General features: G+C 49.0%; 10 protein-coding genes. 7 read left to right on the top strand and 3 right to left on the bottom strand.

Features of this window, described 5'->3' with window-relative positions:
• Positions 1–37: 37 nt before the first annotated feature.
• The 7 genes from uvrA (at position 38) to NW199_RS01920 (ending at position 13381) form a co-directional block, all read left to right on the top strand.
• On the top strand, positions 38–5581 hold the full coding sequence (gene uvrA / locus NW199_RS01950) for an excinuclease ABC subunit UvrA (RefSeq protein WP_258333474.1): 5544 nt from the start codon (positions 38–40) through the stop codon (positions 5579–5581).
• Positions 5582–5823: 242 nt separating this feature from the next.
• On the top strand, positions 5824–6813 hold the full coding sequence (locus NW199_RS01945) for an ABC transporter substrate-binding protein (RefSeq protein ID WP_249092559.1): 990 nt from the start codon (positions 5824–5826) through the stop codon (positions 6811–6813).
• A 97-nt stretch (positions 6814–6910) separates the two neighbouring features.
• On the top strand, positions 6911–8578 hold the full coding sequence (locus NW199_RS01940) for an ABC transporter permease (protein WP_258333473.1): 1668 nt from the start codon (positions 6911–6913) through the stop codon (positions 8576–8578).
• A 6-nt stretch (positions 8579–8584) separates the two neighbouring features.
• The gene (locus tag NW199_RS01935; protein ID WP_022473446.1) at positions 8585–9676 is read left to right on the top strand and encodes an ABC transporter ATP-binding protein; all 1092 of its coding nucleotides are present in this window, start codon (positions 8585–8587) and stop codon (positions 9674–9676) included.
• 275 nt (positions 9677–9951) lie between these two features.
• Positions 9952–10962 (top strand): ADP-ribosylglycohydrolase family protein, encoded by a 1011-nt coding sequence (locus NW199_RS01930; protein ID WP_258333472.1) that lies wholly within the window; start codon positions 9952–9954, stop codon positions 10960–10962.
• A gap of 2 nt (positions 10963–10964) precedes the next feature.
• Positions 10965–11921, top strand: a complete 957-nt coding sequence (locus tag NW199_RS01925; protein ID WP_022473444.1) for a PfkB family carbohydrate kinase — start codon at positions 10965–10967, stop codon at positions 11919–11921.
• Between the two features lie 14 nt (positions 11922–11935).
• Positions 11936–13381, top strand: coding sequence for a purine-cytosine permease family protein (locus tag NW199_RS01920; protein ID WP_258333471.1), 1446 nt, complete (start codon positions 11936–11938; stop codon positions 13379–13381).
• Positions 13382–13483: 102 nt separating this feature from the next.
• Here NW199_RS01920 and NW199_RS01915 read toward each other — a convergent pair whose 3' ends face one another.
• From NW199_RS01915 to lptF, 3 genes are all read right to left on the bottom strand, one after another.
• Positions 13484–14944: an autotransporter outer membrane beta-barrel domain-containing protein gene (locus NW199_RS01915; RefSeq protein ID WP_258333470.1), complete on the bottom strand. Its 1461-nt coding sequence runs from the start codon at positions 14942–14944 to the stop codon at positions 13484–13486.
• 92 nt (positions 14945–15036) lie between these two features.
• Positions 15037–16164, bottom strand: coding sequence for an LPS export ABC transporter permease LptG (lptG, locus tag NW199_RS01910; protein ID WP_022472312.1), 1128 nt, complete (start codon positions 16162–16164; stop codon positions 15037–15039).
• 3 nt (positions 16165–16167) lie between these two features.
• Complete coding sequence (lptF, locus tag NW199_RS01905; protein ID WP_258333469.1) at positions 16168–17283, bottom strand: LPS export ABC transporter permease LptF; 1116 nt, start codon at positions 17281–17283, stop codon at positions 16168–16170.
• Between the last annotated feature and the right edge of the window lie 119 nt (positions 17284–17402).

Genomic DNA, 17402 nt, shown 5'->3' with positions numbered 1-17402 from the left:
GCAATTTTTGATACGGATAATTCCTCTGGACTGAGCAATGGATAAGAACATCAAGATTTTCGGTGCCAAGCAGAACAATCTGAAAAACCTCAATGTTGAATTTGAAACTGGGAAAATCACGGTTGTCACGGGTGTGTCGGGTTCGGGCAAAAGCTCTTTGGTTTTTGACACGCTCTACGCCGAGGGACAGCGCCGATACGTTGAAACATTCAGCCCCTATGCTCGGCAATTTTTAGACCGCATGGATAGACCGCAGGTCGACCGTATCGAAGGGGTGCCGCCTGCCATTGCCATTGACCAAACCAATCCCGTCAGAACGTCTCGCTCAACCGTGGGCACCATGACGGAAATTAATGATCACCTGAAACTCTTTTTTGCCAGAGAGGCCAAACTCTACTGCTCTCAATGCGGCAAACTCGTCCAGGCTGACACTCCGCTCTCCGTTTACAAGGCTCTGACTTTGTGGACAACAGAGCTTGATGATCCGCGTCTTTCCATCCTTTTTGATGTTCCGGTTCCGGCAACAATGACTATCGAAGAGGTTACTGCCGGTCTGGCCGCTCAGGGATTTACCAAGATTTATGGAGAAAAAGACCATAACGGCACGCGAATTTTAGAGGTGGTCGCCGATCGATTCCGATTCAGTAAAGCCGATAAGCCGCGAGTAATCGAAGCACTGGAAAATGCGTTTAAGTTTGGAAAAGGCGAATTAACCGTCGTTGCTCAAATGGGAAACGATGAGGAAGTGCGGCGTCGCTTTTCCAACCGACTATCTTGTGCCGACTGTGGCATTGAGTATCAAAAGCCCACCGATGCGACTTTCAGTTTCAACTCACCTCTTGGTGCCTGTGAAACCTGCCGAGGTTTCGGACGAGTCATCGGTGTGGATTACTCCCTGGTCATTCCGGATGAATCGCTTACGCTTGAAGGCGGTGCGATCAAACCGTGGAACACCAAAACAAACGCCGAATGTCTCAAAGACATGAAGCGTTATGCCAAGCGTGACGGCATTCGCTTGGATGTTCCGTACCGGGAGCTCACACAAGAAGAAAAAGACTGGGTCATTAACGGAGAACCCGGTTGGAGCCGCAAGTGGACTCGACAATGGTACGGTGTCAAGCACTTTTTTGAGTGGCTTGAATCCAAAGCTTATAAGATGCACGTCCGGGTACTGCTTTCGCGCTATCGAAACTATCAGGAGTGTCCGGACTGCCACGGCGCGCGTCTGAAACCGGAGGCTCTTTTATGGCGTGTCGGGTCAGAAAAGGCGGCCGAGCGTGCTTGCCAAGGATTAAATTTCAAACGTCACCGCCCTGCAGGCAGTACCTACTCCGAAGAAATTCTTAGCCATCTTCCGGGGCTTAATCTTTATGATTTGATGCGGCTGCCGCTATCGAGACTATTGGAATTCTTTGAAGTCATTCGAGACGAAGGGCAAACGGATGAAGCTGGCAGCATGGTTGTTGACGAGATTCTCTCACGCCTTCGCTACCTCGTCGATGTGGGCGTAGGTTATCTCACGCTTGAGCGGCAAAGCCGGACACTATCGGGCGGCGAAGTGCAACGTGTCAATCTCACCACGGCCTTGGGAACTTCTCTCGTTAATACCCTTTTTGTACTTGACGAACCCTCAATCGGCCTGCACCCGCGCGACATGGACCGAATCAACCGTGTGATGCAACGACTCAAAAAATCCGGCAACACTTTGGTTGTAGTTGAACACGATCCCCAAGTTATGCTCGCCGCCGACACCATTTATGACATGGGTCCCGGCCCCGGAGAAAAAGGCGGCTCGATTATTTTCAAGGGAACGCCGAAAGACATTATTCAAGCCGATACATTAACCGCCCGTTATTTAAGCGGACGAGAACGCATCAGCGCCACGGCAACTCTCAGAAAAATAAACGCCAAAACGCCCAGTTTAATTTTGAAAGGCGCCCGACAGCATAACTTAAAAGACATCTCTCCTCGCTTTCCGATTGGTGTTCTGACCGTTGTGACCGGCGTTTCGGGTTCAGGCAAGTCCACTCTTATTGAAAACATCTTAGTGCCGGCTCTTTACAAAGCCAAAGGCATGCCAACGGAATCCCCCGGTCAATTTAAGGAATTGATCGGAGCCGATTTGATTGAAAATATTCACTACGTGGACCAATCACCCATCGGTAAAACCACAAGGTCTAATCCGGCTAGCTACGTTGGCGCCTTTGATGCCATCCGTAATCTCTTTGCACAAACCGACACGGCCAAAGCGAGAGATTACAAAGCCGGAACGTTTAGCTTCAATTCGGGCGATGGCCGCTGTCCGGTGTGCGGCGGCAACGGCTTTGAGCATATCGAGATGCAATTTCTCTCGGATGTTTACCTGCGCTGTTCAGCCTGTAACGGCACCCGCTACCGTCCGGAAATACTGGAAGTCACGATTGAACGGGAAGGTAAGTCATTCAATATCGCCGACGTTCTCGATTTGTCTGTCTCTCAGGCTTGTGAATATTTCAAGAATGACCCGGCCATCGTCTCAAAATTAGAACCGCTCCGTAAGGTCGGTCTGGATTACATCAAACTGGGGCAGCCGGTTCCAACCTTGTCCGGTGGTGAGGCTCAGCGCTTAAAGATTGCGGGCTTTTTGGCTCAGAAAAATTCCCAAGCCAGTAAAAATGATTTGTTCATCTTTGACGAACCGACGACCGGACTTCATTTCGATGACATCGACAAACTTATGCGCTCTCTTCAAGAGCTTATCGACCGAGGCAACACCGCCATTGTCATCGAACACAATCTCGATGTCATCAACTGTGCCGATTGGGTCATTGACTTAGGTCCCGAAGGTGGGAATGCGGGTGGTGAAATCGTTGTTCAGGGCACCTTGGATGACTTAATCGCTGAAAAGAAGTCCTACACAGGTCAGGCGCTTCAAACATACAGAAAAACGCTCACTCAAGAAAATACTTCGGCTTATTTCATTGAAGAAAGTGCTAAAAATGCTGCTTTGACGACAGCGACCGCAGCTTCGGACGTTATTGCGATAAAAGGCGCCAAAGAACACAATTTAAAGAATATTTCTGTCGATATTCCTCACAATCGTTTTACGGTGGTGACAGGGGCATCGGGTTCGGGCAAGTCGACACTGGCTTTTGACATTGTGTTTAAAGAAGGTCAGCGCCGCTACTTGGAATCACTCAACGCCTATGCTCGCTCCATTGTGCAGCCTGCCAGCAAACCCGATGTGGATTCCATCACCGGCATCGCGCCGACCGTTGCCATTGAGCAGAGGACATCACGTGGGGGACGCAAATCCACCGTTGCCACCATGACCGAGCTCTACCACTTTATGCGACTGCTTTTTGTAAAGCTCGGACATCAATACTGTCCTGACTGCGGGGTCGAAGTTGAGCCCAAATCGTTCCCGGCCATTGTTTCAACCGTGATGAGTCGCTATAAAAATGAAGCGATTCACATCATGGCCCCATTGGTCAGTAAGCGCAAAGGCATTTACACCGATTTGGCTAAATGGGCGCAGAAAAAGGGCTATCCGCGACTTTATGTTGACGGTAAATTCGTGAGCACGGAAAAGTTTCCGAAACTAGCCCGCTACAAGGATCACACAATTGAATTACCGGTTGCGGAAGTGACCGTAAAAGCTGAAGATGAAAAGACTCTCAAGCGTGCCCTTCAAGAAGCAATCACCATTGGCAAAGGTGTTTTAACGGTCCTCGATGAAAACGGTTCAGAAACGATTTTCTCCACCCATCGGGCTTGCCCCATCTGCGGCAGAAGTTTTCCGGAATTGGACCCGAGACTATTTTCTTACAACTCATCGATGGGGTGGTGCCCGACCTGTTTCGGCACCGGTCTTTTGATTGAAGGCTTTGATGAAAACGCGACTGGAGAAGAAAGAATATGGGCCGATGCTCAAGCGAAACCCTGTCCCAGCTGCCACGGCGAGCGCCTCAACGAAGTGGCTCGTGCGGTGAAATTTGCAGGCTTAAACATTTCGCAAATGGCACACATGACCGTAAGTGAGGCTTCAAACTTCTTTAAGAAACTTAAGCTCTCAGGACGTGAGGCCAATATCGCTGAAGATGCGTTAAAAGAAATCGTATTAAGGCTGCAATTTTTGGAAAAAGTGGGACTGGGCTATCTGACGCTTGACCGCTCATCTCCCAGTTTGTCCGGAGGAGAAGCGCAGCGCATTCGTTTGGCTTCGCAGCTTGGCAGCAATCTTCAAGGGGTGTGCTACATCCTTGATGAACCGACGATTGGCTTACATCCGCGCGACAATCGTCTATTGCTTGATTCTCTTAAAGCGCTTGTCGATAAAGGCAACACGCTCTTAGTGGTCGAACACGATGAAGATACGATCCGTGAAGCAGACTATGTCATTGATGTTGGGCCTGGGGCCGGTGTGCGAGGCGGTGAAATTATCGCCACGGGCACAGTCTCCGATATCGTGAAAAACAAACGCTCTTTGACGGGCCGCTATCTGCGCAAGCCGATTGAGCATACATTTATCCCGCAAAGACCAGTTGACAGCAACACACAATGGCTCACGATTAAAGAGCCGCGACTCAATAACCTTAAAGCTAACGAGGTTCGAATCCCTCTTGGCAGGCTCACTGTTCTTACCGGCGTATCGGGTTCTGGTAAAAGCAGTTTTGCCCGAGGGGTGCTCCTGCCCGTTTTAACGGAAACACTATCGGAAAAGAAACCCTACGAGGGTGAACTTTGCAAGAGCATTGAAGGCTTTGAACATGTCGATCGTGTTTTAGAGGTGGATCAAACGCCGATTGGTAAAACACCTCGTTCGTGTCCTGCCACCTACATTGGCTTTTTGGACGCCATCCGACGTGTTTTCGCAGGCACCAATGAGGCTCAGGCCAGAGGCTACGGCATATCGCGCTTTTCTTTCAATATGAAAGGCGGACGCTGCGAGCTTTGCGAAGGGCAAGGCGTTCGAACCATTGAAATGAATTTCCTGCCGGACGTGAAGATTCCGTGCGAAGCATGCGGCGGACTTCGTTACAACGCTCAAACACTTGAGGTTCTTTGGAAGGGAAAATCCATCGGACAAATCCTCGCCATGGACGTGGACGAAGCTGTTGACTTTTTCAGCACCCAGTCTTCCATCGCTCATGCGCTCAAACTGATGCAGGATGTCGGATTGGGGTACTTAAGTCTAGGGCAACCCTCGCCTACCTTGTCAGGAGGCGAAGCCCAACGCATAAAACTGGTCACTGAACTCATCAAGGCTCGCGACGACATTAAGCGACGAGGTTACAAGGCCCCCAGAACGGTCTACGTATTAGACGAACCGACCGTCGGTCTTCACATGGCCGATGTTGAAAAATTGATTGCCGTGCTGCATCGATTGGTCGATGCCGGCAACACAGTTATTGTGATCGAGCACAATCTCGATATCATGGCTCAAGCGGACTGGATTATCGACATGGGACCGGAAGGTGGTGTTGACGGCGGCAATGTGGTTGCCTGCGGAACTCCTGCTGAAGTTATGAATGCGCAGTCGCACACAGCCAAAGCGCTAATCGATTTTAAGCGGGCGCATGACAAAATCAAGCGGACTTAATCAACCGAACTGGAAAAATCTTATAGTCCACCACGGAATTTTCCTATAGTGGACAGGAGATTTTTTGTCGCCAAATTTCAGGGGAATTCCCCCTGAACGTGATTAAATTTCGTTGCTAAAATGCAAGTTTAAGCATAGTCCTTGAGCATCTCCCGTTCTTGCGCCGCGCACCGGTCTGAGCTCATTTAAAGGACTGCGCCTTGCTCTGAAAATAAAACACCACTTACTTCGAGGAAATCGATATGTCAAAGAAACTCTCTGCACTTTTGGCGGGGCTTGTTGTGTTGACCGCTTCGGCTAACGCTGCTGAACTCAACGCCTATACCATCATGCCTGAGAAGTACGCCTCCCAAATCTTTGCGCAATTCACAAAGGATACGGGCATTAAGGTGAACTTCCTGCGCTTCTCTACGGGTGAAGCATTGGCAAGATTAACAGCAGAAAAAGGCAATCCTCAAGTTGACGTTTTGTTAGGCGGCCCGGCTGACATGTATGCCGCAGGTGTCACGGAAGGCATTTTGGAAGCCTACCGTCCTGCCAACTCTGATGCGATTTCTTCGGCCTATCGTGATCCCAATAACTACTGGACCGGTATCGGTTTGATTCCGCTTTGCTTCCTCACCAACACCAAGTTCTTGGAAAAGAACAAGATGCAAGCCCCGACCAAGTGGGCTGATTTGCTTGATCCGCGCTATAAGAACAATCTGCAAATGGCCGATGCCCGCACGTCCGGCACGGCTACCGAACGTATTTATTCGCTTGTGAAAGTGATGGGCGAAGATGAGGCGTTCAAGTTCCAAAAAGCCATGAACGCCAACGTTCAGATGTACACCAAGAGCGGTGCGGGCGGTGCCATGCCGATCGCCACGGGTCAATGCGCATCCGGCATTTTCTACATTGTGGACGCTCTCGATATCCAACAACAAGGTTATCCGGTCACGATTACCTATCCTGAAGACGGCGTGAGCTTCGGTATTGAAGCAACGGGTGTTGTCAAGGGTGGTAAGAACAACGCCGAAGCCAAGAAGTTCGTTGACTGGGCAACCTCTAAGAAGTTCGCTGAATTCATCGTGGCTAACAAGATCAACTATGTGCCGACACGCAATGACGTGAAGACCAGTAATCCGATTTTGGACCTCACGAAGATCAAGACGATTTCTGTCGATGTAACGTGGAAGGGTGAAAAGCGTAAAGAATTCACGCAACGCTGGATCAATGAAGTGATCAAGTAGGTTGCTTAACATTTGCGCTTAAACTCACCAGAGACAGGGTCGGCAGTGGCTAGATCCTGTTTCTGGCGTTCGTTTTTCATTGCTGATTAATTTCTCCATGAGTTCGTCTGCATCATCTGCTAATAGAGACACGGCTACCAAGCTAACGGTCGTTATGCTTTGGCTCTTGTTGGGTGTCTTTGTTCTTTATCCGCTGTGCCGTTTGTTTGCCATGACCTTTTGGGTTGACGGCAACTTCACCTTTGAAAACCTCCGCCCCTTCTTGGATAACTGGTATGACAGACGCTCTGCTGTCAACAGTATTTTGCTGGGCTGCTCAGTTGGAGTGGCCGGTACGGCATTAGGTTTCGTTTTCGCATTTGTAACAACGCGCTTGAATCTGCCCACCTGGCTCAAGTTCGCGTTAAGCGCCATTACTATTCTGCCCCTTATTTCTCCTCCGTTTACAAGCAGTATCGCCTTGACTCTTTTGCTTGGTCCCAACGGCATGGTGTTGCAGTTTTTTGGGCTGGATAACTTTAATTTCTATGGCTTCTGGGGAACGTTTATTTCAGAAACGCTCACTTTCTTCCCCGTTGCCTTTATGACGATCTCCACGATTTTGGCTCGCATCGATCCGAATCTTGAAGACGCCGCTTATTCGTTGGGCGCCTCTAGCTCCGAAGTCTTCAGAACGGTGACGCTGCCGCTTGCCGCTCCCGGTATTGCCAACGCATTCTTGTTGGTTTTCTCCTGCTCGCTCGCGGACTTCGCTACACCTCAGGTTTTGGGCGGTCACTCTTTCCCTGTTCTGCCGACGCAAGCTTATTTGCAAATCACCGGCATGTACGACTTTAAGGGTGGTGCGGCTTTATCCTTCATGCTCTTAATCCCGGCCTTGGTTGTCTATGCGTTGCAGCACTACTGGGTCAGCAAAAAGAGTTACGTCACCGTAAGCGGTAAAGCGGGCGGCAAGAGTAGCATCAAGGGACCAGGCATTGCGCTTACCTCTTTGATGGCTTCAATTGTCGCGGTTGTCGTGGCTTTCATCATTGCCATTTACGCCGTCATTTTGGTTGGTTCGCTCGTTAAGGTTTGGGGCGTCAACAATACCATCACGTTTGATAACTACAACTACGTGTTCACTCACGGCATGAAGGCGATCAAAGATACGCTCATCATCGCCTGTATCGGCACACCGTTGGGCGGCCTTTTGGCGGTTCTCGTCGGCTACGTGACGACTCGTCTGAAGATTCGCGGACACAAGACGCTTGAGACGGTTTCGCTATTGAACTACACGCTGCCGGGTACGGTTGTCGGTATCGCCTACATCATTGCCTTTAACGATAAGCCGATTGTGCTCACCGGTACGGTTTATATTTTGATTGCCGCTTACCTCTTCCGATACTCGTCAGCCGGTATCCGTAATGTGATCGCCGCGTTAACGCAGATTGATCCTTCCATTGAAGAGGCTAGCCGCAGTCTTGGTGCCGGATCGACTCGTACCTTCATATCGATTACGATCCCGCTTGTGCTGCCGGCAATCCTTGCTGGTATGAAGTACCTTTTCATTCACTCCATGACGGCCATCAGCGCAACGATTTTCCTCATTTCCGTAAACTGGACGCTGATCACAACGCGTATTTTGGAATGCATGACTGAACTTCAGTTCGCACAAGCCTGCGCCTTCTCTGTCATCTTGATTTTGCTCGTCTTCGCGGCCTCCGGCACGATGACGCTGCTTGCTAAAGTACTCTGCCGTACCGGCGACCATATTGGAGCCTGATAAATCATGTCCGTATCTCTTACTTTGAAAAATATTTCTCGCCGCTACGTCAAAGACAATGAAGAGTTCATGGCGGTTAATAACGTTAACCTAGAAGTTAAGCCCGGTGAGTTTTTAACGTTTCTTGGACCGTCCGGATGCGGTAAAACGACGACCCTTCGCATGATCGCCGGCTTTGAAACACCGACAAGCGGTCAAATTTTGATGGATGGCGTTGACATCACCCATGTTCCGGCCAATGAACGCGGCTTGGGCTTTGTGTTCCAAAACTATGCCCTTTTCCCGCACATGAAGATTTTCGACAATGTTGCCTACGGTTTGAAAATTCGTGGAGAAACCGGAGAGGCGGCTGCTAAGAAAGTGCGTGAAGCGCTTGCCATGGTGGGGTTGACCAAAGAAGAAAAACGTTACCCGAATCAACTCTCGGGTGGCCAGCAGCAACGCGTTGCCTTGGCCCGTGTATTGGTTCTGCGTCCCAAGCTTTTACTCATGGATGAACCGCTTTCCAACCTTGACGCCAAGCTTCGTCTTCACATGAGAAGTGAAATTCGCCGAATTCAGCAAGAGTTGGAAATCACTTGTCTATATGTGACGCATGATCAAAAAGAAGCCCTGACAATGTCAGACCGCATTATGGTGATGAACCGCGGACACATTGACCAGTTGGGTACGCCTATGAATCTCTACGAAGATCCGGCAACACCTTTCGTGGCAGACTTTATCGGTCAAGCCAACCTCCTGCAAGGGAAACTGGCGAGCGTTGACGAAAACGGTTGGGGACACTTTGCTGTGGCCGGCAAAGAATTGCTCGCCCGCATGGGAAAGCAAAATCCGCCTGCTATCGGTGAAAACGCTTTGCTTGTTGTCCGACCGGAAAATCTGACGATGAATGAATCCGACAACGCTATTGCGATGCGCATTGTCAATCGTCTTTTCGAAGGCGACCGCATTGATTATCACGTCGTCATTGAAGGCTCCGGACAAGAAAAACCCTTTAGCATGTCCGTTCCTTTCCTGCCCGGCACTCAAATCATTGACGAGGGCTCTACCGTCAATGTTTCCTTTAATCCACAAGCCGGCGTGATTATCAAGGGTTAATGCTTTTGCTGTGAAGCGACAAGATTTCCAACGTCTTGTCGCTTCTTGTTATCTTTTTCGCACTCTCAAGTTATCTTTCTATCCTTCTTATTGAGTTCTCATTGACTCAATCGTCAACCCACATGAATTGACCCAACCGTTAGCGACAACAATAGTCATTTAATAGCTCTAACTATTGCGTACAGCGTTGATTTCGCTAAAATCAATCCGTTTTTGTAATACCGCTGACTGTCGCAGTCATCGAATCTTTCTTTTTTCTTGATCAAAAATTTGCCATGCAAAATTGCACTCGCAGCAAAATAGCCGGCGCTATCGCTGGCATGGTGTTGGGCGACGCTCTGGGCGTGCCCGGAGAACTCTGGCCTCGTGAGAAAGTACGTGAACGCTTCGGCTGGATTGATACATTTTTAGATGGTCCTGAAGATAACATCGTTGCATGCTACTTCAAGGCGGCTCACTACACGGATGATTCTGCTCAAGCCTTTGTTGTCTTGAAAGCTCTTTTGGAATACAAGGCCGTACCGCCTGTTAAGGAATTAGCAAAGCGCTTAATCGACTGGGTCATCTCGATGAATGGCTTTGAAATTAATCTCTTGGGACCCAGCTCCAAAGCTAGTCTTTTGGCTCACAGCGAAGGCCGCGATCCGAGTCAATATCTCAAAACGGCGCTCACCAATGGAGCGGCCATGCGTATTGCACCTGTCGGCTGCTTGATTGATGCGGACAACCCTGAATTGCTGGCAAAAACTGTCGCTGACATCTCCAAAGTTACGCATGGAACTGACGTGGCCATCGCCGGTGCTGCCATGGTTGCTCAAGCCGTTGCAAGTGGCGTTGCCGGACGCTCTTGGGATGAGGCTGCCGATGATGTTTTAGCGATTTTTGATATCGCTAAAACTTATGGCGAACCTACTTGGGCAGCTTCGGTTAAACGTCGTTTTGAATTAGCGTTGGATGCAGCCCGCAATATTCATGATCCCGAAGAATATTCACGCTGGATTTACGAAGTCATCGGAACGGGGACGATGACAAGCGAGTCTGTGTCGGCTGCTTTAGCCGTGGCTTGGTTCTGCAGGGATGCAAAAAAAGCCGCCATCATGTGCGCCAACATGGGTGGAGACACCGATACGATGGGGGCAATGGCCGTAGCGATATGCGGAGCCATGAATGGCATTGAGAGTATTCCTGCTGATTGGTTAAAGACACTCGAAGAGACCAATAACCTTAATTTCTTGGAGTTGGCTGATCAAATCATCGAAACGCGCCCTGCGTTTAACAAGGATTGACTATGCGAGCCGTAAAAGAGTTGGTTAATGCCCTTAACCCTCAGAAAAAAGTCTTCATTTTAGGCTCAGCCTTTGTGGACATGATTTTAAGTGTCCACGAAATGCCGCACGCGGGCGCCGATATCGAAGGAAAATTTAAGAAAACAGTTGTAGGTGGCTGCTCCTTTAATGTAGCTGACGTGCTCTGGAAATTAGGCCTTCCGTTTGACTCCTATATGCCTGTGGGTGAAGGACAATTTGCCGATCTCGTTGAGCAGACACTCACTCGGCGCAACCTTCCCGTCTATCGTGAGCAAGGAGCAGGCGACAACGGTTGGTGCCTCTCGATTGCAGACCACACAGGAGAGCGGACCTTCATTTCGATGTTTGGCCTGGAACGGCAAATGAAGGCTCAATGGTTTGACCGATTCAACCTTTCCCAATACGACTATATCTACGTCTCGGGTTACCAAGCCGAAGGGAAAAACGGTGAAGTGCTGCTCTCCGTTCTTAACCGAAAAGCTGATAACGCTTTAATTGTTTTTGATCCGGGTCCTCGTGTTACGGAAATGGGACAGGAACGGCTTAAAGCTTTCGAAGACTTAGGCTGTCTTTATACCGTTAACTGCAGTGAAGCGATGTGGATGACCAATACGCACAATGCGACCGATGCCGCCATCGCCCTTTCGGTTCGCTCGGGCAATCCGTCTGTTGTCACCGATGGCAGGAACGGCGCGGTTTATACAGAGAAAAAACCGTCTGGATGGACGGCTAAACGCATCCCCAGCTTCAAAGTTAATCTCGTTGACACAATCGGCTCAGGCGACGCTCACACGGGCGGCCTTTTGGCTGGCCTCATGTGCGGTTTAACAATGGCCGAAGCCACGCTTATCGCCAACGCCGTTGCAGCTCATGTCACGGCAAGCGAAGGCGCCGCAACCGCTCCCACTCGCTCAGAGCTTGAACAATATTCTCTTTAATCTCTTCATTTATCATGGCTAACGACAATAACATTTCACAAATCGAAACCAACGGCGTTAATCCCGTGCCGGATAGTGAGCGCTACGGCAAACCAGCTGATCTGTTCCCAATTTGGTTTTCTTGGAATATTTCTATTTTCGGCATCACCTGCGGGATGTACGTCTTCGGCTTGGGACTTTCTGTCGCCCAAGCGATGGCAGCAGGCGTTATCGGTTATTTCTTATCTTGTTCATTAGTGGGGATCTTGGCGGTCGGCAGCGTCCGTACCGGGCTTCCGACATTAGTGCAATCGCGCTTGGCTTTCGGCTACCACGGCAACAAAGTCCCCACCTTCTTCGGTTATGTGGCGAACATGGGCTGGAAAGTGACGATGCTTTCCATGGCTTCAACCACTTTTGCTGACTTAGTGGCTAAATTGATTCCCGTGATGGCAACGCCGCAAGGAACAGCCACAACAACGTGTTTGCTCGTGAGTTTTGCATTTGTGCTCTTTTTTACGATGATCGGCGCCGTTTACGGTCACGCTTTCATTATGAAGATTGAGAAAATCATCGCTTGGATCACGGGCCTGATGACTTTGGTTTATCTCTTTTTCTTCATACCGCAAATCAACTTTGCAACCCTAGGCGATGCGCCCTCTGGCTCTTTTGCCACGTTCTTGGGTGGAATCGTGCTCGCCATGACCATGGTTGGCTTAGGATTCTTAAATTACGGCGGTGACTACTCTCGCTATCTGCCACGACACACGCCCGGCCGCGGAGTCATTTTCTGGACCACGGTCGGTATTGCCTTGCCTGTTTCCGTTCTTTTAATTTTGGGGGTCATGTTAAGTGCCGGCAATCCGGAACTTTTAGCTCGTGCTTCTCGCGAACCGCTTGCGGCCTTAACGGGAATTTTGCCTTTCTGGTTCTTTGTTCCGTTCTCTATTGTGATCGTGACCTCATTAATGTCTGCTGGCATGACAGGGGTTTATAGTTCAGGGCTTGCCTTAATGGCTATGGGTGTGCCCATGAGTCGCGCCGCCACAACAATAATGAATGCCGTCATTATTGCTTTGGGTGCCTTCTACTTAACGTTTATTTCCGACTCGTTCTTATCCACATTCACATCGTTCTTAGCGGCCATCTCCGTCATTATGGGATCTTGGGGCGCGATCGAAATCGTGGACCTTTTGCGTCAAAAGCGCCTGTCTTGGAATGTTAACTTGGCTTTGCCGCCTTCTCAGGGTGGGAAAAATTTACGCTGGAGTGCCTGTCTGTCACTGCTGGTCGCAACGCTTGTCGGATTAGGAACGATCACTTCAAGCGACCCCTACATTGGCAAGATTACAAGCTTCTTATTAAGTGAAGAAGCAAAGGCAAGCGTTTTTGCTCAAGCCAATATCGGCGTGGTTGCCGCGATGATTATCGGCGCGGTGCTTTACGCAATCCTCACCTATGTTGTTAAAGCCGAGCGTTAAAAGACGCATTTGGATGCAAACGGTTGACAGATGATTCTTTCCACCTGCCAACCGCCTGCGACTTGATTGATGGGAGCCCCTCTCGGGGCTCTTTTTATTAGGTTAGAAGTTATAGCGGACACCGAAATTCACGCGCCACGGCTCTTCAATTTCTCCGCCGGTGGTGTGTTCCACATCCGCGTACACATACGTGTTGTCAGACACACTGACATTGGCACCAATACCGAATTCTCCCCAGGTGCCGCCAAAATCATTGCTGACCGTGCGAGACATATGGGCGTTACTGACCTTAACGTCTGTTTCGCCTAAGAAGTCATGCACCACGGAAGCTCTCACATAGACGTTGCCCTTGTTATCCGGACATTGGATACCTGCCATGAAGCCAGCGCGAGCAATGAAGGAATCCGTTGATTGCAGCTCGTACTTACGATCACCATAACGGAAGCTATCCGAATCAATGTAGCTGTAAGTGGCTTCAACTTGCGGCTCAATGAAGAGGTTATAAGGCAGGGCAAATCGCCATCCGGCCTCTGCCGACAAAGATAAGCCCGTGTTATCCATCTTGCCGTCATAGGCCTTACCTTGTCCAGTCAAGCTTCTGGCATTGGCGTCATTCTTAATGGACGCCACGCGGCCGATCACATCAACGTATTGTCCTTTGTCACCTAACCAAGTGCCGTACAACGCTAAGCTGTAAGTATCCAAATCAGCACTGCCTCCATTGAAATCAGCATCACCCTTGGTGTAGCTGAAAGCGGTACCAAAGCGGATATTGTTTTCTGTGGGCAATGTATCGATACCGACTTGGATCATGTGGAAGGCGTTTTCCAAATCACCATCGGACCACTTGAGTTTACCGCCGTTATAGCGCACCCATGCGCCGCTCTTATAAGGCGTTGCACGAAGATCACCCATGCGTTTATAAAGATCATTTAATTCGGCGCGCCAGGCAACAACAAGAAGATTAGCAACGGCGGTTAGCGTACGGTTTGTTTCATTGACATCTTCAGTCTGGCTGATCTTATTGCCCTTGGCGTCGTAAACCGCTTCAATGCGACCGGTCATGTCATTGGCGCCGATCACAACCTTCATACCTTCGGCATCTTCTGCTCCATTGGTATTCAGATCAACGGTTGCAGCTAAATCAGCGACGCCTTGATCAACACTTGACATGGAATTACCATGAGAGCTGTCAGAACTTACCAAGGTAAAGTTGGTACTCATGTTTTTCCCAATGCTTATTTGATTTTCTGCGGTATCCTCAACAGACAAAATATTTGAACCAGTCGGTTTACCAATATTGATTTTCCCATTAGCTTGGTTAACAATCGTGGAATCTGCGGCATTAATATTTTTAAAATCAACAGTCTTAAATACCGGCTCTAAGCCTTCATCTCTATTGATATTGGAAAAAGTTGTCCCTGATTTAAATTCCGCATCAGTGATATGAATGGCAGTCCCCCAACCTTCAGTATCGTTGATTCGAATATTCGAGTTTTCTTCTGTAGTTAATTTGCCAATTTCTAAATCCGAAGCTTCTTTACCGTAGGCCTGAATAAACAATTCCCCATTAACATTCAGCTCCTCAATTGAGGCTTTGGCGACTTTTGTCTGGAATCAATAGAAAAAGAGCCCGATTTCTCGAGCTCCAGATGTTAGCGTCTTTCGACAAACCACATGCCGATCATGGCCAAGACCAGCATACAGGCGGTCGGAACCATCGCCACCACCAAAGGTGGCCAGGTATTGAGCATACCGATGTAAGAGAAAAGGTTGTTGATCGTGTAGAAAGCCAAACCGATCATAACGCCCGCAAAAATCTTAATACTCACACCGCCTGAGCGACGGTTCATGTAAGCAAAGGGCATCGCTAAAGCAATCATGACCAAAATAGCGATCGGATAGAACGCCTTATTCCATAGGGCAATCTCATAACGATCCGATTCTTGGCGACTTTGCTCCAAGTGATTGACGTAGCGATAGAGTGACCTCATGGACATATTTTCAGGTTTAAGCATCATCACACCGAAAATGCTTGGGTCAATCGCAGATCTAAACATCATTCGAGTGGGATTACTCACCATGACGCGATCCATGATCGGGGTTTGAGTGAGATTTTCCAGAAGAGGCAAGGCAGTATTAACAGCTCCCTGCAAAATCCACCCCTGATCATCAACATAATTACCAGATTCTGCGGCAATCACTCTCGTCAGGCGCTGCTTTTCATCAAAGTCATAAATACGCCAATCAAGGGCCTCTTCAGTCGGCGTCATTTTTTGGATATTGATATAGCGAACCTGAGGACCATTGGGAGAATCGATCGTTTCACGAACCCATGCTCCGGTGTCCGATCCTCGGATATCCATTGTCTTATGCTGAACAGTCGCACGATACTCACGCGAATAAGAATCCGAAGACGGGGCAATGAATTCACCAAAAGCGTAGGTAAAGGCCACCAGAATGATACCTGGTACCATTAAGATGGCTGCCAAACGCACAGGTGACAATCCCGCCACACGCAAAATCGTAAATTCAGAGCGAGAGGCCCACTGACTCATTACAAAGACCGTACCCAGTAATGCCGCAATAGGCATCACCTCATAAATTCGCATGGGCAAACTTAAACCAGTGATGACAAAGGCATCTAAAAGACCATAGCGGCTACCGATACGACCAAGCTGACCGACTAAGTCAAAAAAGGCAAACAAAGCCACAAGAGCTAAGAGCACAAAGCCCGTAGCCTGCAAGATTTCTTTAGTCAGGTGCTTGGTAATAACTTTCATCGCTTATTTCCTTGCACGCCAATAACTCAGTGTCAACCACACAGGCACCCAACGCTGCATAATCGTGCGACGCAAAAAGAGTACAACAGCTAAAACAGTGAATGCACCGTTTAAAAGGATGATGGCAGGAATCAAGTGGAAAGTTCCATGTTCCACCCAAGTTCTACCCACACTAATTCCGTTCAGATACAAAACAAAAAGCAAAAGTGCCACAACCATATTCAGACTGCGACCGGCTCGAGGATTTGTGAAAGAGAGCGGAATAGCGATCAATATTAAATTAAGTGCCGCCAAAGGCCAAGAAATTCGCCATAGCAACTCGCCTTGGGCTTCCAAATTATCTTTTTGCATGACAAGCAGCGGTAAGGGCTGGGTGTCCACATCCTTCATCTGAATGGCACTTTCCGGTTTTACATCCAGGCGAATACCGTAGGTTTTAAATTCCGTCACACGATACTCGGGCGTTCCGGCTTTACCCTCATAGCGATGCCCGTCATGCAAAATCACATAGCGGTCGCCTTGTTCATTCGTTGTCACTTCCCCCGTCTCTGCCATTAAAACCATTTCGGATTTAGGATCAGTCTCTGTGAGAAAAACATTTTTTACGGACAGACCATCAGCGGAAACTTCCTCGATAAAGAAAACTTGTTTGCCACCAGAAATTTCAATGAATCGACCGGGCGAGAGTCTATCGACATCATCACGCTGAGACCAGACTTCTCGGTTCATCTCACTTTGTCCTTTTGCCCATGGTGAAATAACCAGCGACAAGGCAGTAATGAGAAGAATAATAGGGATACTAAAGCGCAGAACCGGACGAATCCAGGAGACTAAACTGATGCCACCCGAAGAAAACCAGACCACCATTTCGCTATCAAGCCAGCTTCGGGTAAGCGTGATTAAAACGGCAATGAAAAGGGAAACCGCTAACAGAGGGGCTAAATTGACGAGCGCCTCATAAACCACCATTTCCATCACGGTCCCGCTGTCAATACGGCCACCAGCAGCCAGACCCAAAATACGGACCAGCCCGATCGTAAGCACAATCGAGAAGATAACCGTAAACACAGCACCGGCTGTGTTAGCGAGTTCAGAGACGAGTGAACGTCTGAATATCATGCGGATCCTTTATAACAACAGCGAGGAGCAAACAAAGCTCCAATCCGTGAATTTTATCGCAGTTTTAGTCGCAATATGCAATAAAAAACCCCGAAATCATAAAGACTCGGGGTTTTTTG

The organism is Parasutterella secunda (genome assembly GCF_024733725.1).
In the GTDB taxonomy this organism is placed as follows: Bacteria; Pseudomonadota; Gammaproteobacteria; order Burkholderiales; family Burkholderiaceae_F; genus Aphodousia; species Aphodousia faecalis.
The sequence above is the reverse complement of the archived record's forward strand: the minus strand, read 5'-3'. Positions and strand labels throughout refer to the sequence as shown.

Excerpts from the sequence above, each read along its gene's own strand:
- NW199_RS01935 (WP_022473446.1), top strand. The coding sequence starts at position 8,585 with ATGTCCGTATCTCTTACTTTGAAAAATATTTCTCGCCGCTACGTCAAA.
- lptF (WP_258333469.1), bottom strand. The coding sequence starts at position 17,283 with ATGATATTCAGACGTTCACTCGTCTCTGAACTCGCTAACACAGCCGGT.
- NW199_RS01930 (WP_258333472.1), top strand. The coding sequence starts at position 9,952 with ATGCAAAATTGCACTCGCAGCAAAATAGCCGGCGCTATCGCTGGCATG.
- NW199_RS01940 (WP_258333473.1), top strand. The coding sequence starts at position 6,911 with ATGAGTTCGTCTGCATCATCTGCTAATAGAGACACGGCTACCAAGCTA.
- NW199_RS01920 (WP_258333471.1), top strand. The coding sequence starts at position 11,936 with ATGGCTAACGACAATAACATTTCACAAATCGAAACCAACGGCGTTAAT.
- NW199_RS01925 (WP_022473444.1), top strand. The coding sequence starts at position 10,965 with ATGCGAGCCGTAAAAGAGTTGGTTAATGCCCTTAACCCTCAGAAAAAA.
- uvrA (WP_258333474.1), top strand. The coding sequence starts at position 38 with ATGGATAAGAACATCAAGATTTTCGGTGCCAAGCAGAACAATCTGAAA.
- NW199_RS01945 (WP_249092559.1), top strand. The coding sequence starts at position 5,824 with ATGTCAAAGAAACTCTCTGCACTTTTGGCGGGGCTTGTTGTGTTGACC.
- lptG (WP_022472312.1), bottom strand. The coding sequence starts at position 16,164 with ATGAAAGTTATTACCAAGCACCTGACTAAAGAAATCTTGCAGGCTACG.